Below are 19,035 nucleotides of genomic sequence, written 5' to 3'. Positions count from 1 at the left end.
TCCGACCATCATCACTCGTCGATCAACCCCTCAGATTCCACATCACGCGTGACGTGGGGAACGCCTGGTAGTAGACGTCGATGACCGAGAACCGCTCGGTCACGTCGTCGCGGCGGAGGATCGCCGCTGTCTCGTAGCGTGCCATACCGAGGGAGCTCGTAGCGTTCCTACCGAGTGCGGTGTCCGTACCGGATTCGCGGAGCAATTCGATCTCCTCGACGGCCACACCCAGGCTTCCCGAAGTAGGGTCCGCGCGGCGATCGCGCACTAGATCGACCGCATCCGCGACCGTCATGGACGGCAGAGCTGTCTCAGCAGGATGGGTTGTCTCCAGACAGTGTCCATGGAGCTTGCTCCTTTCACCCCGCACGCAAACCCGCGTCGCGCGATGCATAGCGCAGTTGTCGGGCTGAAGCCCGAGGGGCCCTAACCACTGAGAAATGCATGCGCACCTCATCAGCGTGACGATGCGGGCCACGGCTCTCGGACCACCTCCGGAACGGCCTTCGAGCAGATATTCTGACCTTCCCAGCGGATCCGCCTCCCGCGCCCCGGACCACCTTCCAGACGATTCGGTTGCGCACCCCCGGAGAAGAAAAAGTCATGTCTTCCACACCCGAGTTCGCCAACTCCCCGACGCGCACTGTCGCCTCCAGAGATCGCGCCCGAATCACCGCGTGGCCCCTCTGGGCCGTGCTGTCCGGTGTCGCGGGAACAATCGGCACAGTCGCCACAGACCTTCGACCCGACGCCGAAACCGAGGCGATCGCCAACAACCGGGACCACGTTGTCGTCCCCGCCGACATGATCGGCCTCGACCCGACGCTGGCGCGCATCGGCTTCCTCGCCGGCCTCGTCTCGATACTCGCCCTGGTCTTCTTCGCTGCCGCCTGGCGCCGACACGTCGAGACCCTCGCATTCCGCTCCACCGCCGCATTCGCCGTGAGCATCGGGTTGATCGCGAGCGCCGGCGCGCTCATCCTCGGCTACGGGTGGCGCGGCGCCCTGGCCAACTACCTCGGCCCGGAAGCAGGCCTGTACGACGAGGAGGGACTGTTCGTCTACTACATGCTCACCGACTTCGGCGCATACATCCCCTGGACCGGACTCATCGCATCCGCCCTCGCCCTGGCCTGGATGGCGTGGATGGATCGCAACGTCTCCCTGATCCTCGGCACGTTCTCCGCCGTGATAGGTATCGGAGCTCTCGGCGCCGTTGTCGCGTCCGGCGTCCCCGGCCTCCCCGGGATCTTCATGCCGATCTGGCTCGCCGTCACCGGCATCTGGCTCGCCGTCGGCCGCAGTCCCGTCACGAACCCGGCGGGGGGCGCGATGTGAGCCGCTTCTCCCCGCAGCACTGCGGGCGCCTATGAGCGGAAGGCATCTGTGGTGCCTTCGCTCAGGTGGGTGACCTGCGGCGACGTATCGCCCAGCAGTATCCGGCGAATAGGAGCGGAGCGCGTTCTCGAACTCGCGGGGCTCATCCGGCTCGGCCTGCTCGGTGGCCGCTCGGTGGGGGCACTGGCGACCAGGCACTCTAGAGAACGTCAGGAAATCTGTGGAGATTGTCCCGGAAACGACCAGACCCCAGGTCAGATTTCTCTGACCTGGGGTTTGTCTCTGTCGGGCTGACAGGATTCGAACCTGCGACCCCTTGACCCCCAGTCAAGTGCGCTACCAAGCTGCGCCACAGCCCGCCCGCCACCGCTCGCGCGGCGACTGGATCAGACTAGCGCACGCCTGTAGCAGCGCTCCAATCGCCTGGTCACTTGCGCTGTCGACGCTCCTTGACGCGCACGTTCACCCGGACCGGAGAGCCGTCGAAGCCGAAGGTCTCGCGCAGGCGCCGCTCCAGGAACCGCCGGTACCCCGCCTCCAGAAACCCGGTGGAGAAGAACACGAACGTGGGGGGCCGGGTGGTGGCCTGGGTGCAGAAGCGGATCCGCGGCAGCTTCCCGCCCCGCATCGGCGGCGGGGTCGCGGCCACGACCTCGCTCATCCAGGTGTTGAGGGGACCCGTGGGGATGCGCTTGTCCCACGAGTCGAGGGCGCCCTCCATCGCCGGGACCAGCTTGGCCAGGGCACGACCCGTGGTGGCCGAGATGTTCACCCGGTACGCCCACGTGAGGATCTTGGACAGCTCCCTGTCGATCTCTTTGTCCAGGTCGTACCGGCGGTCCTCGTCCACCAGGTCCCACTTGTTGAAGGCGATCACCAGCGCCCGACCGGCGTCGGCCACCATCGAGATCACCCGCAGGTCCTGCTCCGTGATCGGTTCCGAGGCGTCTAACAGCAGCACCACGACCTCGGCGGCCTCGATGGCTCCGCGGGTACGGAGCGAGGCGTAGTACTCGTGCCCGTACGCCTGGTTGACCTTCCGCCGCAGACCGGCGGTGTCCACGAAGCGCCACGTCTTGCCGCCCAACTCGACGAGCGAGTCCACGGGGTCGACGGTGGTGCCGGCGACGTTGTCGACCACCGACCTCTCCTCGCCGGTGAGCTTGTTGAGCAGGCTCGACTTGCCCACGTTGGGCTTGCCGACCAGCGCCACGCGCCGCGGCACGTCGGTCGTCTCACGCATCCGGGCCTTGGAGGGCAGTTGGCGCAGAATCTCATCGAGTAGGTCGGCGGTACCCCGGCCGTGCGCGGCTGAGATCGCGTAGGGCTGGTCGAGGCCCAGCCCCCAGAACTCGGCCGACTGCAGCTCGGCCTTCTCGCTGTCGACCTTGTTGACCGCCAGGATCACGGGGGTGTCCGAGCGGCGCAGGCTCTTGGCCACGGTTTCGTCCGCCGAGGTGATGCCCACGTTCCCGTCGCACACCAGCACGATGAGGTCGGCGGTGCCCATGGCGATCTCGGCCTGCTGGGCGATGGAGCGGTGCATACCCTTGGCGTCCTGTTCCCACCCACCGGTGTCCTGCACCATGAAGGTGCGGCCGTTCCACAGGGCCTCGTAGGAGACGCGGTCCCGGGTCACGCCGGGGACGTCCTCCACCACGGCCTCGCGACGGCCGATGATCCGGTTGACCAGAGTGGACTTGCCCACGTTGGGCCGTCCCACGATGGCGACGGTGGGCAGGATCTCCACCCCGTCGATCTCGGCGCCGATCTCGTCGGCCCACTCCTCGGCCACGGCGTCCCAGTCCGTGTCGTCGTTCCAGGCGTCCTCGACGGTCTCCTCGACCGGGCCCGTGGGGAGGTCGAAATCCTCGTTGCTGCTCACTGTGTGTTCCCTTCTGCGGCGTCGCCGTGCGACGCGTCGGCGCCCTGGGCGAGTGCGACCAACCGGTCGAGCACGTCGTCGAGGGTGAGGTCTGAGGTGTCGATGACGATCGCGTCCTCGGCCGGCCGGAGCGGGCTCGCGGCGCGGGTGGAGTCCTTGCGGTCCCGCTCGATCACCGCGGCGAGCACCTCGTCGTAGTCGGCGTCACGTCCGGCCGCGAGGTCCTGTTCGGTCCGGCGCCGGGCCCGGATCTGCGGGCTCGCGGTGAGATACACCTTCACCTCGGCGTCGGGGAGCACCACCGTGCCGATGTCGCGGCCCTCGAGCACGACGGTGCCACCCCCGGAAGCCAAGCGACGCTGCAGTTCCACCAGATTGACCCGGACCTCCGGAACGGCGGAGACCGCCGAGACGCTAGCGGTGACACGGGCGGTGCGGATCTCGTCGCTCACGTCCTCGCCGGCGAGCAGGATCCGCTCGGATCCTGCATCGGTGCCGATCTCCATCGGCAGCTCGGCGGACGCGGCGATCACGGCGGCGGCGTCCTCAGGGTCGATCCCGGCGCGCAGCACCTGCAGAGTGGCCACCCGGTACATCGCTCCGGTGTCGAGGTATGCCCCGCCGAGCCGCTCGGCCAGCGTCCGGGCGAGGGTCGACTTGCCGGTGCCGGCGGGACCGTCGATCGCGATCCGTCGCCGCGGGACGCCGGAGGGTCCGGCCTGCGCGCTCACAGTCCCACCGCCGCGTAGAGATCCGAGACCTCTTTGCGGTTGAGCTTGCGGAAGCTCCCCGCGCGCTGGTCGCCCAGCGCGACGGCGCCGAACCGGATCCGCACCAGCGACTCGACGGGATACCCGACCTCGTCGAGGATCCGGCGGACGATGTGCTTGCGCCCCTCGTGGAGCACGACCTTGACCAGCGAGCGACCCTCGTGGACGTCGACGATCGCGAACTGGTCGACCCTGGCCGGCCCGTCCTCGAGCTCGACACCGTCGCGTAGCTTCTTGCCGACGCCCTTGCCGACGACTCCCGTCACGGTGGCCATGTAGGTCTTGGACACCTCGTAGGACGGGTGCATCAGACGGTGTGAGAGCTCGCCGTCGTTCGTCACCAACAGCAGCCCCTCGGTGTCGGCGTCCAGACGGCCCACGTGGAAGAGCCGCTGTCCGGCGTCGACGCGGTCGGCGACCAGGTCGCCCACGCAGGGCCGGCCCATGTCGTCCGACATGGTGGTGTGGTACCCGCGGGGTTTGTTCAGCGCCAGGTAGACCAGGTCGTCGTCGAGGACGATCCGGGTGCCGTCCACGCGGATCACCGCCGTGGTGGGATCGACCTTGACGCCCATCTCGCGCACGATCTTCCCGTTGACCTCCACCCGCCCTCGGGCGATGAGGTCCTCCGAGGCCCTGCGGGAGGCGATCCCGGCCTGCGCCAGGATCTTCTGGAGGCGGACCGGTGAGCCGTCTCGGCCAGCGGACTCAGTCATGAGTGCGTCACATCTCTTCGTTCTGGTGTTCATGGGCGGGGTCGGGCGCAGCGGTTCTGCGCCGCCCCAGGGGTATCCGCGGGTCCTCCGCGGGATCGTCGCTCATCTCGTCGACCAGGTCGACATCCGGCAGCAACGGGGCGATGTCCGGGAGCTCGTCGAGCGACGTCAGCCCCAATCTTTCCAGAAATAGCTCCGTGGTCCTATACAGGAGGCCCCCGGTGTCCGCGTCGGTGCCGCATTCCACGGCCAGACCGCGGGCCACGAGGGTCCGCATCACGCCGTCCACGTTGACCCCGCGTACGGCCGCCACGCGCGACCGCGTGACGGGTTGCCGGTAGGCGATCACCGCCAGGGTCTCGAGTGCGGCACGGGTGAGGGTGGACCGGGTGCCGTCGGTGAGGAGCCGCTCCACGTACGGCGCGAACTCGCGACGGGTGTAGAGACGCCACCCCTCGTCGGTCCGCCTCAGATCGATCCCGCTGCCCACCCTCGTGAGGTCATCCCGCCACCCACGCAGCTCGGCCGCCACCTCCGCGGGCGTCGAGCCCGCCGCCGCCGCCAGCGCCCCCTCGGCGGTCGGCTGGTCCACGACCAGCAGAAGCGCCTCGAGTCGGGCTCGCAACGGCGGCGCCCCGGGTTCGTCGAGCTCGTCGTCGTCCCCGTTCGGCCCCGTCGCACGCACGTCGTCGCCCTCCGTCACGTCCATTCATCCCTCCCGCGTGTCACCTCGGCCGCCTCCTCGCCCGTCCAACTCACCGACAGGTCACCGAGCGCCTCGTCCTGGGCGAGCGCCACGGCGCGCGCCCTGTACAACTCCAAAAGGGCGAGAAACCTGGCCACGACGACGAGGGAGTCGCCACAACCGGAGACCAGCTCCCGGAAGTCGACCCACTGGCCCCGGCCCCGGAATCTCAGCAACTCCAGGACGCGGGCGGCCTGCTCGGGGACGGACACGGTCGGGGTGTGGACGTGCGAGACCCCCACCTCCTCCACCGGCCGGGGTCGGAACGCCACGGCGGCGATGGTGGCGAACTGCTCGACGCCGACTCCCAGCTCCACCTCTGGCAGCAGGTCCAGGAACTCGTCGTCCGGGCCCGCCGTCCGCGGGTGCGAGTGGCGCGCGGTCCTGTCGAGCTCGGCGAACAACTCGGCAACCTGCCGGAACGCCCGGAACTGCAGGAGCCGGGCGAAAAGCAGGTCCCGCGCCTGGAGCAGAGCCAGATCCTCCAGGTCCTGGACCTCACCGGACGGCACGAGTCGTGCGGTCTTGAGGTCGAGCAGCGTGGCCGCCACCACCAGGAACTCGGTGACCTCCTCGAGGCCCGCCTCCCGGCCCAACTCGCGGGCGTGGGCGATGAACTCGTCGGTCACCGAGTGGAGCGCGACCTCGGTCACGTCGAGGCGACGCGAGTCGATCAGTTTCAGGAGCAGGTCGAACGGGCCGGTGAAGTTGGTCAGGTGGACCGTGAACGCACGCGGATCGGGTACCTCGGTGGCGTCGTCCCCCGGCGGGTGCCCGACCCCGGTCACCGGACCGCTCACCTGCCGCGCTGGATGACCTCGCGAGCCAGCGCCCGATAGGCCTGCGCACCCGCCGATCTGGGCGCCCACGTGGTGATGGGTTCACCGGCGACGGTGGTCTCCGGGAACCGGACCGTGCGGGTGACGAGGGTGTCGAAGACCTGGTCACCGAACACCTCGACGACCCGGCCGAGGACGTCGCGGGCATGGACCGTCCGGCGGTCGAACATCGTGATCAGGATCCCGGTCAGGTGCAGACGCGGGTTGATCCGGTCGCGGACCTTGTCGATGGTGTCCGTCAACAGGGCGAGCCCGCGCAACGAGAAGTATTCGCACTCCATCGGGATCAACACCCCGTCCGAGCAGGCCAGAGCGTTGACGGTGAGGAGCCCCAGTGACGGCTGGCAGTCGATCAGGACGTAGTCGTAACGGTCGAGCACCGGGTACAGCGCGCGGCCCAGAGCCTGTTCGCGCCCCACCTCGTTGACCAGTTGGATCTCCGCGGCGGACAGGTCGATGTTGGCGGGGATGAGGTCCACCCCCTCCACCCGGGTCCGGACGAGCACCTCCTCCGTCGACACGGTGTTGTCCACCAGGAGGTTGTAGACGGTCAGGTCGAGCTGGTGGTGCGGGATGCCCAGGCCCGCCGACAGCGCACCCTGGGGGTCGAGGTCCACCACGAGGACCCGGCGACCGTACTCCGCGAGTGCCGCGGCCAGGTTGATCGTGCTGGTGGTCTTGCCGACCCCACCCTTCTGGTTGCACATCGAGAGCACCATGGCGGGACCGTGCGAGGTGAGCGGCTGCGGTTCGGGGATGGCCGAGAAGCCCTCGCCGGCCGCCGGGTCGTCGGCGCCGAGCAGTTCCGCGCGGGAGAACAGTGCGGGATCCATGGTCCCTGAGTCCTGCGCCACCCGCGTCTCCTCTCGCTGCGTCGTCACCTGCGCTCAGGCCGGTCCCCGGTCACGTTACCGTGCCCGGGGGTGACACTCGGCCCAGACCTCGCGGAGCGTGTCGACGGTGACGAGGGTGTAGACCTGCGTCGTGGTGACCGAGGCGTGCCCCAACAGCTCCTGGACCACCCTGATGTCCGCACCGCCGTCCAACAGGTGGGTCGCGAAGGAGTGCCGGAAGGAGTGCGGCGAGACGTCGGGGCCGACCGCCGCCCGCTCCGCGGACGCGGCCACCACGTTCCACAGGGACTGCCGGGTGATGCGGCCGCCACGGGCGTTGAGGAACAACGCCGGACCGCCTCGGACCGCGAGTGCGGGACGGGCGCGCACCAGGTAGGCGCCGACCGCATCGCAGGCGGGACGCCCCACCGGGACCACCCGCTCCTTGCCCCCCTTCCCGCGCAGGATCACCGTGCCCCCGCCGGGGAGGTCGAGGCCGTCGAGGTCGTCTACGTCGAGACCCACGAGTTCGGCCGCCCGCGCGCCCGTCGCGTAGAGGAGTTCGAGCATCGCCCGGTCCCGGAGTCGCGCGGGCTCGGTGTCCACCTCGGTCCCGCCGGCGGCTTCGATCACCGCGATGATCCGGTCCACCGGTAGCGCCTTGGGTAGCCGTCGCGGTGGCCGCGGCGGGGTCACGGCCGCCGCGGCGTCGTCACGGGTCACCCCGTCCCTGGTGGCGAACCGGTGCAGGCCCCGGACCGCCGCCAGGGCACGGGCGACCGAGCTGGGCGCGAGCGCCCTCCTGCCGAGGTCCGGGTCGGCGGTGGCGAGCCGCGCCCGGAACTCCTCGACATGGGACTCGGTCACCGCACCGAGGTCCCCGACGCCCGACTCCGCGAGGTACTGCCGGTACTTCTCGAGGTCACGCCGGTAGGCGGCCAGGGTGTGGGCGGAGGCCCCCTGTTCGACGGCGAGGTGGTCGAGATATCCGCGGATCTGGACCGCGGCGCCGTCCGACCGGGTCATCGCGGGTCGGACGGCGTCATCGCCAGGACGCCCGGTCAGCGCCCGGCGATCGACGCGCGCGCGGCGAGGATCCCGGCCACGGCGATGCCGTTGACGATGCGCCCGTCCAGGACCGCGTCCACGGCCTCGGAGAACGGCATCCGGGCCACCTCCATGTCCGCCTCCTCGTGCCGGGCCTCCGGCCGGGTCACCTCTCGCAGGCCCCTGGCCAGGAACACGTGGACGCGTTCGGTACAGAACCCCGGTGACGGAACGATCGAGATCACCGGTTCCCAGGATCTCGCCTCCAGCCCGGTCTCCTCGACCAGTTCGCGCTGCGCGGTCTCCACCGGCCGTTCGCCGTCGACGTCGCACAGCCCGGCCGGCAGTTCCCAGAGCCGCTCCCCCACCGCGTGGCGGTACTGACGGACGAGCGTCACCTGATCGGAGTCATCGAGGGCGATGACCGCGACCGCGTCGTCGTGACCGCAGATCTCTCTGTCGGCGGTGCCCCCACCCGGCATGGTGAGGGTGTCCACGCGCAGCCGGACGATCCGGCCGTCGAAGACCTCCCGGCTGGCGATCGTGCGGTACTCGTGAGACCCGGGGGTACCGGAGTCGGGCACCTCGATCAGCTCCCGTCCGAGCGGACGTCGGAGTTCAGCCCGGCATCGACCTCGCCGGCGCGAACGCTGGACGTCTTGGCGTCCGGCGCGGGGACGGTCGCGTGAGCGGACTCCCCCGACTGGTCGGCCCGCCACGGCTCGACCGGCAGTCGCATCTCGTTCTCGTAGTCCAGGGCCGCCTTGATGAACGCGGCGAACAGCGGGTGGGGGCGTGTCGGCCGCGACTTGTACTCGGGGTGGGCCTGGGTGGCCACGAAGAAGGGGTGCTGCTCCGGCGGGTACTCGACGAACTCCACCAGGTGCCCGTCGGGCGAGGTACCGGAGAACCGCAGGCCGGACTCGGCGACCTTGTCGCGGTAGGCGTTGTTGACCTCGAACCGGTGTCGGTGGCGCTCCGAGATCTCCGTGGCGCCGTACGCCTCCGCCACCAGCGACCCCTTGGTGAGCACGGCCGGGTACGCGCCCAGGCGCATCGTCCCGCCGAGATCGGCGTTGCCGGCCACGGCGTCGACCTGATCCGCCATCGTGGAGATCACCGGATGCTCGGTGTCCGGCTCGAACTCACTGGACGAGGCCCCGTCGAGCCCGACCGACCGGGCCGCCTCGATGACGGAACACTGCAGCCCCAGACACAGACCGAGCAACGGGATGCGGTTCTTCCGCGACCACGAGATGGCGCCCAGCTTGCCCTCGATTCCGCGGATGCCGAAACCGCCGGGGATCAGCATGCCGTCGACTCCCCGGAGGGCCTCCCGCGCGCCGGCCTCGGTGGCACAGGCGTCCGACTCCACCCACCGGATGTTGACCCGTGCCCGGTGGGCGAAACCACCCGCGCGCAGGGCCTCGGTCACCGACAGATAGGCATCGGGCAGGTCGATGTACTTGCCGACCAGGGCGATCTCGACCTCCTCGCGCGGCTCGTGCACCCGCTTGAGGAGCTCGCCCCACACGGTCCAGTCGACGTCCCGGAAGGGCAGGTTGAGCTTGCGGATGACGTGGGTGTCGAGATGCTCACCGAAGAGCACCTTCGGGATGTCGTAGATGCTCGGGGCGTCGGGGGTGGAGACCACGCCCTCGAGGTCCACGTCGCACATGAGCGCGATCTTGGACTTGAGCCCGTCCGGCACCTCGCGGTCGCACCGCAGGACGAGACCGTCCGGGACGATACCGATGGACCGCAGCGCCGCCACAGAGTGCTGGGTGGGCTTGGTCTTGAGCTCACCCGACGGTGCGAGGTACGGCACCAGGGAGACGTGGAGGAAGAAGATGTTCTCGCGTCCGACCTCGTGGCGGACCTGCCGGCAGGCCTCGAGGAAGGGCTGGGACTCGATGTCGCCGACCGTGCCACCGACCTCGGTGATCACCACGTCGGGGCGGCGGCCCTGCTCATCGGGCGCACCCATCGCGATGATGCGTTCCTTGATCGCGTCGGTGATGTGGGGGATCACCTGGACGGTGTCCCCCAGATACTCACCCCGACGCTCCTTGGCGATCACGGCCGAGTACACCTGGCCGGTCGTGACGTTGGCGTTGGCGCTCAGGTCGCGGTCGAGGAAGCGCTCGTAGTGCCCCAGGTCGAGGTCGGCCTCCGCCCCGTCCTCGGTGACGAACACCTCCCCGTGCTGGAACGGGTTCATCGTCCCCGGGTCCACGTTGATGTACGGGTCCAGCTTCTGCATGGTCACGCGGAGTCCGCGCGCGGTCAGAAGCTGCCCCAGGCTGGAGGCGGTGAGCCCCTTACCCAGCGACGACGCCACGCCACCGGTGACGAAGATGTGCTTGGTCGCGGACCGCGATGCGGCTCGGTTCAGTGCCAAGGGGACTCCCGTGTCCAGACGCCGGAATGGATGAATGCTGGTGTGGCTCCGGTGCACCCCACGGGGCTTCAGGCTATCACCGAGCGGGCGCGGTGGGCAGCGACGGCACCGCCGCGGTCGCATCCGGGCGCAGCCCGTAGTGTCCCTGCCCACGCGCGAGCTGTTCCGCCAGCGCGAGCCCCGTGGCCAGACGGCCGGCGTCCGAACCGGCGGAGTCGACGGTCGAGACACCGTCCTCGCCGGAGGAGCGCAGCACGGTGACCGCGTTGTACCCCTGAGCGCCGGTGAGTTCGGCCGAGACGACCGCTCCCGCCCCCTCGCGGTCCAGGGCACGGGCGAACGAGGCCACCCGGACCGCGGTCGACTCGGTCTCGCCGGGGCCTGTGACGACCAGCGCCAGCTGGCCTGGTCGCAGAGTGCCGGGTTCGAACTCGACGAGTCCCGCGTCCGACAGCGTGGTGAGGACCGTCTCGCGGTCGCCGTCGTCGAGATGCGGTTCCGCGTCCTCGGTCCGCAGCAACCCGGCCCGGCCCAGGGCGGTACCCAGTTGGGTCCCCAGGTCCGCATCGGTGGCCGGCGCCTCTCCGATCGGCAGGTTGGCCACGAGTGCCTGCACCTCGGCGTCGGCATCGGGGTCGACAGCCTTGTCGGTGAGTGTCACCCGCCCTGCGGCGAGGCCGCCGGCCGTACTGATGACGTCGACGGCGGCGCTGACGTCCTCGTCGGACGCCCCGGGGGCGACCACGACCAGCACGGGGCGACCCTCGAGGGTGCCGTCCAGCACCGGCCGGGCGAGCTCACCGGCCATGTCGTCGAGCCGGTCGACGGCGAGTCGCCGTTCGGCCGACTCGGCCCGGGTCGACTCGAGTTGCGCCGCCGTCGTCTCCTCGCGATCGACCACCGCGTCCCGGATGGACGTCGCCACGGACGTCGACCCCAGGACCACCCCCAGCCCCAGGGCCAGGAACACGGCGACCAGCGTGAGAACGTGGCGACGCAGAGAGATCAACGGACGAGCCCCTGGACCCAGAGGGCGAAGGTGTTCCATGAGTCGATGGCCCAGATGAGCAGTTCCTGGGCGGAGTCGCGGGCGACCACCACCGCGGCCACCGCGATGAGCGCCGCGAGCACCACGAGAGCCAGCCCGATCCCCGCACCTCGCGACCGGTACAGAGTCGCACACGCGTCGGCGTGGACGAGGCGGGACGACACGGCGGTGTCCACCATGGTCGACGACGGTGCGGAGGAGGCGCCGAACGCGTTCTCGAGTCCGCGGTCGTCGCCGGTCACCACGATCATCTCGGCTCCGCCGTGGAATGCCAGCAGCAGGGCCATGTCGCGTGCGGTCGCCGCGGCGGGGAAGGTGGTGGCTCCCACGCCCAGCTCCGTGACCCGCTCGAGTCCCTCGGCCCTGCCGTCGCGATCTGCCGGCACGACCAGGACCGCGCCGTCCGTGAGCACCTCGTCGGAGACGCCGGTCGGGGTCGCGACCACCACGTCGGCGGAGATCCGGGCCGCACGCAGCAGTTCGGCTCCCCCGTCCACACCGACGACCAGCGGTCGGTACTCCTTCATGAAGGGCTTGAGATCGGAGAGCTGCGCTTCCGAGGCCCGGTCGCCGGTCACCACCACGACGTGGCGGCCGGTGAAGTCCACGTCGATCCCGGGAAGTCCCTCGCCGTCGAGGAGCAACTGGTGCTCGAGGCTGAGGAACTCCGTGGCGTTGGCCAGGTGCGCCAGAGCGGACTCGACGTACCCGTTCTCGGCGGCGTGGACCTCGGTGAGGAGGGTCTCGGGGCCGGCCTCGCGACCGGTGGCCAGCTGGCCCTCGGTCTTGACCGAATAGACCACGCCCTCGTCGATGCGGACCCGGGTCCCGTCCTCGACCTCGGCGAGGTCCGCGTCCTCGATGACGGGGATGGTCGACGAGGCGAGGATCCGGAACGCGGCGCGGGGCAGCATCTCCTCACCGGGGCGCGGGACGTGGACGACGGCGGCGACCTCGGCTTCGACGACGGCGCGGGCGGTGGCCGCCGACGTCCGGTTGAGGTCGAGCACGGCGACATCCTTGGAGCCGAGCTTGCGGGGGATCGGCGATCCCGCCCGGACCTGGCGGACGGTACCGACCACACCGGCGAGATCGTTGGAGCGGCGATTGAGCAGACCCGTCATCTTCATGTGCCCGAGTATCACGCGTGTGATTCGAGTGACGGGGGAGGTCGGTTCGGCGTGTCGGATTAACGGTCGACTTGAGCTTGAGACTTCTCCGACTGTGCCTTCCCCAGGAGCTCTTCGGCATGCGCGAGACCGGTGTCGGTGTCCTCCATCCCCGCGAGCATCCGCGCGAGCTCGACGACCCTGTCCGAGTCGTCGACCGCGCGCACACCGGACACGACGCCGTCCCCACCCGTGGAGTCCGCGGCCTTGTGGATCACGAGGTGCGTGTCCGCGTACGCGGCGACCTGTGCGAGGTGCGTCACGGCGATCACCTGGTGGGTCCTGGCCAGCCTGGCCAGACGCTTGCCGATACTCAGCGCGGCGCGCCCACCCACTCCGGCGTCGACCTCGTCGAACACCAACGTCCCGCCACCGGAACGTTCCGCCAGGACGACCTCCAGCGCCAGCATCACCCGGGACAGCTCGCCGCCGGAGGCCCCCCGGCCCAACGGCACGACTCCCGACGGGCCGTCGAGAGCCAGTTCGACGTCGTCCAGGCCGGACTCCGTCGCGGCGGCGAGGCCGTCCCCGGCAGGGGCGACCCGGACGACCAGCCCGGCTCCGCCCATGGACAGTTCGGCCAGCTCCGAGGTGACGCGACGTGCCAGGTCCTCCCCCGCCGCCCTGCGGATGGCGGTGAGCTCGGCCCCCCGCTCCTCCAGCTCGAGGGCGAGCCTCGCGACCGTGGCCGTGAGGTCGGCCACCGCGGAGTCTGAGGTGTCCACCTCGGACAGGCGGATCCGCGCCTTCGCGGCCCACTCGATCACGTCGTTCACGTCGGTCCCGTACTTGCGGGTGAGCGCCCTGAGGTCATGCCGTCTCTCGAGTGCCGCATCGAGGTCGGCCGCGTCCACCGGGAGTTCGGCCAGGTAGAGGCCGAGCTCGGTCGCGGCGTCGCCGAGTGCGGCGACGGCCTGGTCGATACTCGTGGCGATGGGGTCCAGCGCCGGGTCCCCTGCTCCTGCGAGCCGTTGCCGCAACTGGTCCAGGACGTTGACGACCGGCTCCACGGACTCTCCGTCACCCGTCAGGGTCTCGTGCGCCTGCCCGGCCACCTCACGCAACTCCTCCGAGTCGGTGAGACGCCGGATGACGGCGTCGAGCTCGGCCTCCTCCCCAGGTCTGGGGTCCAGGGCGTCGATCTCGTCGAGCCCGTGGCGCAGCAGGTCGGCCTCGCGGGCCAGCTCACGGGCGCGTCCGGTGCGCTCTGCCAGCGACCTCTCGGCCTCACGCCACCGATGGAAGGTCTCCCGGTATGCCCTGAGTGCGGCCCGCGCCCGCTCGCCCCCATGGGAGTCGACCGCCTCGCGTTGCCGGTCCGGACGCAGGAGCCGGAGCTGGTCGTTCTGACCGTGGACCGCGAGCACCGGGGAGCAGAACCGGGCCAGGGTGCCGGCGGGGACCGAACGACCACCCAACCGGGCCCGGGAGCGTCCGTCGGCGCCGACCCGGCGGGCCGCGATCACCGTCCCGTCCTCGTCGAGCTCCACGTCCGCCTCCTCGAGGAGCCTGTCGAGCTGGTCTCTGTCCTCGGTATCCATCGTCGCGGCGGCGGCCAGGTCGAACCGCCCCTCCACCACGGCCTTGTCGGCACCGCGGCGGACCCGCCCCGGATCGGCGCGCCCCCCGGCCAGAAGCCTCAGACCGGTGACGACCATGGTCTTGCCGGCACCGGTCTCACCGGTCAGGACCGACAGGCCCGGGGCGAAATCGGCCACGGCCTCGTCGATGACGCCGAGTCCGCTGATCCGAAGTTCCGTGAGCACGCACCCACCCTAGGGGAGGGGGCGGGCGGCGGACCGGCCACGCCACCCGGTCACCGGGAGTTCGAACTTGGTGACCAGGCGGTCCGTGAACGGTGAGTCGTCCAATCGCACCCACTTGACCGGTCTCCGACCGCGCACCACCTCCACCCGGCTGCCGGCGGGGGCGTCGACCAGTCGGCGCCCGTCGAGGACGACCACCGCGGGGCCCGACCGGGTACCGGTCTCCACGGCGACACGCGAACTGGGCGCCACGACCATGGGCCGGGCGAACAGGGCATGGGCGTTGTTCGGGACCACCAGGATCGCGTCGAGCTCCGGCCAGAGGATCGGCCCACCAGCGGAGAACGCGTACGCCGTCGACCCGGTCGGGGTCGACACGAGCATGCCGTCGCAGCCGTAGTCGCTCACCGGTCGCCCATCGATCTCGACCGACGCCTCGAGGACACCCTGCCGGGAGACCTTCTCGATACTCACCTCGTTGAGCGCCCAGTCGTGGCCGAGCACGGTGTCCCCGTGCATCACCGTGGCCTCGACCGTCATGCGCTCGACCACCCGGTAGTCCCGGTCCGCGATCTGTTCGACGACGCCGTGGAGCGAGGAGACCTCGGACTCGGCGAGGAACCCGACATGCCCGAGGTTCACCCCCAGCACCGGGACATCGGCCGCGGTGGCGTACTGACACGCCCGCAGGAACGTCCCGTCCCCACCCAGGACCAGGACGAGCTCGCACCCGTCAGCGGCGTGCGGAGTGTCTGCGACCGACTCCACGCCCGTCCCCGTGGCGACGTTCTCGCTGGTGTCCGCGAGCATGCGCACCGCGATACCCCGGTTCGCGCAGGCGTCGACGACCTGCGCGACGATGGCGACGATGTCCGGCCGCTCGAGGTTGGCCTCGAGCAGGATCCGGCGGGGCGTCCCCTGACCTGTCATGTCCGTCACTTCGGCCCCTCTTCCACGGCGCGGTGGATGGTGTCCGACGCCTGGTCAGTCAGCTCCGCCGGGGCGCCCGACTCGGTCTTGCGGAGATGGAGGAAGTATTCGACGTTCCCGGACGGCCCCGGGAGCGGGCTCGCCACGCAGCCGAGGGCCTCCAGTCCGAGCTCTGACGCGGCGCGCGCGACACCCGTGACCGCCTCGATCCGGAGGGCGGGGTCGCGGACGACGCCACCCTGGCCGACCCGCTCGCGGCCCACCTCGAACTGTGGTTTGACCATCGGCAACAGATCTCCGCCGGTGCGGACACACGCGGTCAGTGCGGGCAGGACGAGCGGGAGGGAGATGAAGGACAGGTCCGAGACCACGACGTCGACCTCGCCCCCGATGTCCTCGGGAGTGAGGGACCGCACATTGGTCTTGTCGTGGACCCCGACGCGGCCGTCGCTGCGCAGGCGCCACACGAGCTGCCCGTAGCCCACGTCCACTGCCTCGACCCGGGCGGCACCACGCGACAGCAGGACGTCGGTGAAGCCTCCCGTGGAGGCACCGGCGTCCAGACAGCGCGCACCGTCGACACGCATGCCGAAGGAGTCCAGCGCACCGATGAGTTTGTGGGCTCCCCGAGAGGCCCAGTCCGGTTCGTTCGAGGCGGCGAGCGCGATCGAGGTGGTCGGCTCCACCTGGGTCGCGGGTTTGCTGGCCGCCACCCCGTTGACGATCACACGCCCGGAGCCGATGAGGTCCCGGGCCCGTTCCCGACTGTCGCACATCTTGCGGCGGACCAGCTCGGCGTCCAGGCGCCTCCGTGTGACCGCCATCAGCGGGCGGCGTCCAGGGCGGAGAGCGCTCGGGCGAGCAGGTCATGAGCGGCGTCCAGAGCCCGGACCTGATCGTCGCGGACCACCCCGTCGTCGCCGTCGTCGCCGTCGTCGCCGCCATCGGCCGTCGACGGCCCGACGGAGTCGGCGAGGAGATCGTCGAACGCCGAGCGGAGCTCGTCGATGTCCGGGCCCGCGGGGCCCGGCAGCGGTGTCGGTGCGGGAGTGCTCACGCGGTCCACGCTAGCCCACGACGAGTCCCGCATCGGCGAGCCGCGACCGCGCACCGCCACCGGGATCCACGAGTGCGGTCACCCCGTGCAGCCACGCCTGACGGATGACACTGCGCGCGAGGTCTATACCACGCAGCGAGTCCGGGATCCCCTGCAGGTGGAGAGCCCCGTCCAGCACCCTCGCGTCGAGCCCGGCGGCCGAGTCGATATGACTGGACTCGGGCGGCGCGGCGAGCGCCGAGAGGTCCCGGGCAAGATGGGTGGCGCGACGACGCTCCTCGGCGACCAGCAGATCGGCCGTCCCGTGGACACCGGTCAGGACCAGAAGTGCGGGCATGTCAGCCGCCAACGCCCCTTCGATGTCGGTGTCGAGCCTGTCGCCGACGACCAGTGGACGCGTTGCTCCGACGAGGTCTGCGGCGGCCCTGAGAACCCCGGCGGACGGCTTCCCCGCCACGACGGGCTCTCGGTCCGTCGCCGCCCGGAGCGCAGCGACCAGCGAACCGTTCCCGGGGAGCAGGCCCCGCTCGGTGGGTAGCGTCGTGTCGGTGTTGGAGGCCACCCACGGAACCCCGCGGCGGATCGCGAGGCACCCTTCGGCGAGGTCGCCCCAGGTCAACTCACGGGACAGGCCCTGGAGGACCACCTCCGGATGATCGTCCGCGGAGAGGACGACCTCGTAGCCCGCCTCCCTGGCGAGGTCGCGGAAACTGTCGTGGCCCACCACGAGAACCCTCGCGCCGGCGTCGACGTGATCGACCAGCATCATCACCGCCGCCTGCGCACTCGTCATGACGTCGGACGCGCGGGCGGTGAAACCCAGTTCGCGGAGGTGTGCTGCGGTGTCGGCGGGGGCACGGCTCGCGTTGTTGGTCACGTACACCACCGGGAGCCCCGAGGCGTCCAGTGCCTCGGCCGCGCCCGGTATGGGTTCGGAACCGCGGATGAGCGTCCCGTCGAGGTCCACGAGCAGTGCATCGTGCAGATCCGCCAGAGTGGCTGGTGACACCGGGGTCAGTCCTCGAGCTCCGCCAGACGCGACTCCGCGTCCGTGTGATGGTCCGGGTCGGCCGCCACCGCGTGGCCGAACCACGCGGCGGCCTCGTCCTTCCGCCCGGACGCCAGCAGCACCTCCGCGTACGCGTAGTCCAACCGTGCCGCCTCCTCGCCCACCGCCGCCGGGTCGGCGCCGGCGTCCTGGAGGGTCACCAGGGCGGCGTCGAGCTGGCCCATGTCCACCCGCGCACCGGCCTCGACGATGCGGAGTTCCACGAGGTCCTCACCGGAGACCAGGCGGGACTCCTCGCCCCGGGCGAGTTCGATGGCCTTCTGCGGACGCTCGAGACCACGCTCACAATCAGCCATCATCGCGAGAAGGCCTGGCCCTCCCGAGATCCGGCGGGCTGCACGCAGCTCCCCGAGGGCCTCGGACCACTCACGGGCCCGATAGGCGAGCACGCCGAGGGTCTCCCGGACGACGCCGATCCGCCCGGCGCGATTCTTCGCGGCCCGGCCGTGGGCGAGAGCCAGCTCGGGATCGTCGTCGACGAAGTGCATCGCGGCGACCAGGTGCCGAGCCACGAGCTCGGCATTGGCCTTGTCCAGCCCGCGGAGGTCCCTGCGGATCTCCATGTCGAGATCCGCGGCCTCGATCTCGTCGGGGAGCGTCGGCTCGTCGACCCGTGCGGCCTGCCGGGCGTCCTGCCCCGGACGACCACCGGAGCGCCGGTCGTCACCCTGTCGTCCGGCACCACGAGGCTCACCTCGGGACGCCCCACCACGGCGGTCGGCGCCGGCGTCACCACGACCCTGACCCGCACGCGGGGCGCCGGTCCGTCGTTCCCCGGTCCGACCTGCACCCACGCGACCACCGGGCGCCTCGCCGGCTGCGGCGCGTCGCCGGCCCGACCCGTCGGCCCCCGACCCGTCGGCCGCCGTGCCGTCGTAGCGCCTGCCGCGACGTTCACCGAAGGAACTGTTGTCTCTCCGACCACCGCTGGAGGCCCGGTCGCCCCTACGCGGTACGTCACCATCGCCTCGTCGGGGAGTGCGATCTGGCTGTTCTGACCGGGGTTCGTTCACGTCGTTCACCTTACGTGCGCCGGGCTAGCGGCACTGCTGTTGAAGTATGGAGCACAAATACGACCAGCGAGAGGAACATGAAGTCCCTCCCGCTGGTCATGAAGTTGTGTTCGGCGGTGACCTACTCTCCCACACCCTCACGAGTGCAGTACCATCGGCGCTGGCAGGCTTAGCTTCCGGGTTCGGAATGGGACCGGGCGTTTCCCTGCCGCTATGGCCGCCGTAACTCTGTGAAACAAGGCCCGACCCGCATTGCTGCGGGTGGGTGTGTTGTTTCAGATACTGCACAGTGGACGCGTAACAATTCTTGGCTTGTATTGTGTGTAAGCCCTCGGCCGATTAGTACCGGTCACCTCCACGCATTGCTGCGCTTCCAGTTCCGGCCTATCAACCCCATGGTCTGTGGGGG

At 70.4% G+C, this 19,035-nt stretch carries 19 protein-coding genes, 1 tRNA gene and 2 rRNA genes; 1 reads left to right on the top strand and 21 read right to left on the bottom strand.

The annotated features are described in order from the left end of the window. Positions 1-22: 22 nt before the first annotated feature. The gene (locus ABIE38_RS03745) at positions 23-226 is read right to left on the bottom strand and encodes a hypothetical protein (RefSeq protein WP_354054091.1); all 204 of its coding nucleotides are present in this window, start codon (positions 224-226) and stop codon (positions 23-25) included. A gap of 377 nt (positions 227-603) precedes the next feature. On the opposite strand from ABIE38_RS03745, the gene ABIE38_RS03740 reads away from it, so the two are divergent. After that, complete coding sequence (locus tag ABIE38_RS03740; protein ID WP_354054090.1) at positions 604-1,338, top strand: hypothetical protein; 735 nt, start codon at positions 604-606, stop codon at positions 1,336-1,338. 285 nt (positions 1,339-1,623) lie between these two features. On the opposite strand, the gene ABIE38_RS03735 is transcribed toward ABIE38_RS03740, so the two are convergent. The 20 genes from ABIE38_RS03735 to ABIE38_RS03640 all read right to left on the bottom strand — a co-directional run. Beyond that, positions 1,624-1,697: transfer RNA gene (locus ABIE38_RS03735), tRNA-Pro, on the bottom strand. A gap of 68 nt (positions 1,698-1,765) precedes the next feature. Continuing rightward, the gene (gene der / locus ABIE38_RS03730) at positions 1,766-3,223 is read right to left on the bottom strand and encodes a ribosome biogenesis GTPase Der (RefSeq protein WP_354054089.1); all 1,458 of its coding nucleotides are present in this window, start codon (positions 3,221-3,223) and stop codon (positions 1,766-1,768) included. Next, a complete protein-coding gene (cmk, locus tag ABIE38_RS03725) occupies positions 3,220-3,954 on the bottom strand; it encodes a (d)CMP kinase (protein ID WP_354054088.1) in 735 nt (244 codons plus the stop codon). The genes der and cmk overlap by 4 nt, the downstream gene beginning before the upstream one ends. After that, positions 3,951-4,709, bottom strand: coding sequence for a pseudouridine synthase (locus tag ABIE38_RS03720; protein ID WP_502914711.1), 759 nt, complete (start codon positions 4,707-4,709; stop codon positions 3,951-3,953). Before ABIE38_RS03720 ends, cmk begins: the two co-directional genes overlap by 4 nt. A 7-nt stretch (positions 4,710-4,716) precedes the next feature. Next, positions 4,717-5,418: an SMC-Scp complex subunit ScpB gene (gene scpB, locus ABIE38_RS03715; protein ID WP_354054087.1), complete on the bottom strand. Its 702-nt coding sequence runs from the start codon at positions 5,416-5,418 to the stop codon at positions 4,717-4,719. After that, positions 5,409-6,254, bottom strand: a complete 846-nt coding sequence (locus ABIE38_RS03710; RefSeq protein ID WP_502914710.1) for a segregation and condensation protein A — start codon at positions 6,252-6,254, stop codon at positions 5,409-5,411. Before ABIE38_RS03710 ends, scpB begins: the two co-directional genes overlap by 10 nt. Then, entirely contained in the window at positions 6,251-7,126 is an 876-nt protein-coding gene (locus tag ABIE38_RS03705) for a ParA family protein (RefSeq protein ID WP_179526225.1), read from the bottom strand. The genes ABIE38_RS03710 and ABIE38_RS03705 overlap by 4 nt, the downstream gene beginning before the upstream one ends. Positions 7,127-7,201: 75 nt before the next feature. After that, positions 7,202-8,152 carry a tyrosine recombinase gene (locus ABIE38_RS03700; protein WP_354054085.1) on the bottom strand — a complete coding sequence of 317 codons (951 nt, stop codon included), beginning with the start codon at positions 8,150-8,152 and terminating at the stop codon, positions 7,202-7,204. A gap of 35 nt (positions 8,153-8,187) precedes the next feature. Continuing rightward, positions 8,188-8,757, bottom strand: a complete 570-nt coding sequence (locus ABIE38_RS03695; protein WP_354054084.1) for an NUDIX domain-containing protein — start codon at positions 8,755-8,757, stop codon at positions 8,188-8,190. Between the two features lie 5 nt (positions 8,758-8,762). Beyond that, positions 8,763-10,574, bottom strand: a complete 1,812-nt coding sequence (gene pyrG, locus ABIE38_RS03690; RefSeq protein WP_354054083.1) for a CTP synthase — start codon at positions 10,572-10,574, stop codon at positions 8,763-8,765. 76 nt (positions 10,575-10,650) lie between these two features. Beyond that, on the bottom strand, positions 10,651-11,583 hold the full coding sequence (locus ABIE38_RS03685) for a copper transporter (protein WP_354054082.1): 933 nt from the start codon (positions 11,581-11,583) through the stop codon (positions 10,651-10,653). Next, the gene (gene steA / locus ABIE38_RS03680) at positions 11,580-12,752 is read right to left on the bottom strand and encodes a putative cytokinetic ring protein SteA (protein WP_354054081.1); all 1,173 of its coding nucleotides are present in this window, start codon (positions 12,750-12,752) and stop codon (positions 11,580-11,582) included. Before steA ends, ABIE38_RS03685 begins: the two co-directional genes overlap by 4 nt. A gap of 59 nt (positions 12,753-12,811) precedes the next feature. Next, positions 12,812-14,557, bottom strand: coding sequence for a DNA repair protein RecN (recN, locus tag ABIE38_RS03675; RefSeq protein WP_354054080.1), 1,746 nt, complete (start codon positions 14,555-14,557; stop codon positions 12,812-12,814). A 9-nt stretch (positions 14,558-14,566) separates the two neighbouring features. Continuing rightward, the gene (locus ABIE38_RS03670; protein WP_354054748.1) at positions 14,567-15,487 is read right to left on the bottom strand and encodes an NAD kinase; all 921 of its coding nucleotides are present in this window, start codon (positions 15,485-15,487) and stop codon (positions 14,567-14,569) included. A gap of 5 nt (positions 15,488-15,492) precedes the next feature. Then, positions 15,493-16,311 carry a TlyA family RNA methyltransferase gene (locus ABIE38_RS03665; RefSeq protein ID WP_354054079.1) on the bottom strand — a complete coding sequence of 273 codons (819 nt, stop codon included), beginning with the start codon at positions 16,309-16,311 and terminating at the stop codon, positions 15,493-15,495. Beyond that, the gene (locus tag ABIE38_RS03660) at positions 16,311-16,544 is read right to left on the bottom strand and encodes a hypothetical protein (protein ID WP_354054078.1); all 234 of its coding nucleotides are present in this window, start codon (positions 16,542-16,544) and stop codon (positions 16,311-16,313) included. Before ABIE38_RS03660 ends, ABIE38_RS03665 begins: the two co-directional genes overlap by 1 nt. 10 nt (positions 16,545-16,554) lie before the next feature. Next, positions 16,555-17,553, bottom strand: coding sequence for an HAD-IIA family hydrolase (locus tag ABIE38_RS03655; protein ID WP_354054077.1), 999 nt, complete (start codon positions 17,551-17,553; stop codon positions 16,555-16,557). Between the two features lie 5 nt (positions 17,554-17,558). Further along, positions 17,559-18,635, bottom strand: coding sequence for a hypothetical protein (locus tag ABIE38_RS03650; RefSeq protein ID WP_502914709.1), 1,077 nt, complete (start codon positions 18,633-18,635; stop codon positions 17,559-17,561). Positions 18,636-18,734: 99 nt separating this feature from the next. Beyond that, positions 18,735-18,851 (bottom strand): 5S ribosomal RNA (rrf, locus tag ABIE38_RS03645). 94 nt (positions 18,852-18,945) lie between these two features. Next, a 23S ribosomal RNA gene (locus ABIE38_RS03640) occupies positions 18,946-19,035 on the bottom strand; the annotation flags it as partial.

The sequence above is a fragment of the Dietzia sp. 2505 genome (assembly GCF_040546785.1).
GTDB lineage: Bacteria > Actinomycetota > Actinomycetes > Mycobacteriales > Mycobacteriaceae > Dietzia.
Note: the sequence above shows the minus strand (reverse complement) of the source record. Positions and strands in the feature narration are given on the sequence as shown.

Coding starts and splice junctions, on each gene's coding strand:
- steA (WP_354054081.1), bottom strand. CDS start 12,752: ATGAAGATGACGGGTCTGCTCAATCGCCGCTCCAACGATCTCGCCGGT.
- ABIE38_RS03665 (WP_354054079.1), bottom strand. CDS start 16,311: ATGGCGGTCACACGGAGGCGCCTGGACGCCGAGCTGGTCCGCCGCAAG.
- ABIE38_RS03740 (WP_354054090.1), top strand. CDS start 604: ATGTCTTCCACACCCGAGTTCGCCAACTCCCCGACGCGCACTGTCGCC.
- ABIE38_RS03720 (WP_502914711.1), bottom strand. CDS start 4,709: ATGACTGAGTCCGCTGGCCGAGACGGCTCACCGGTCCGCCTCCAGAAG.
- ABIE38_RS03700 (WP_354054085.1), bottom strand. CDS start 8,152: ATGACCCGGTCGGACGGCGCCGCGGTCCAGATCCGCGGATATCTCGAC.
- ABIE38_RS03705 (WP_179526225.1), bottom strand. CDS start 7,126: ATGGATCCCGCACTGTTCTCCCGCGCGGAACTGCTCGGCGCCGACGAC.
- scpB (WP_354054087.1), bottom strand. CDS start 5,418: ATGGACGTGACGGAGGGCGACGACGTGCGTGCGACGGGGCCGAACGGG.
- ABIE38_RS03670 (WP_354054748.1), bottom strand. CDS start 15,487: ATGACAGGTCAGGGGACGCCCCGCCGGATCCTGCTCGAGGCCAACCTC.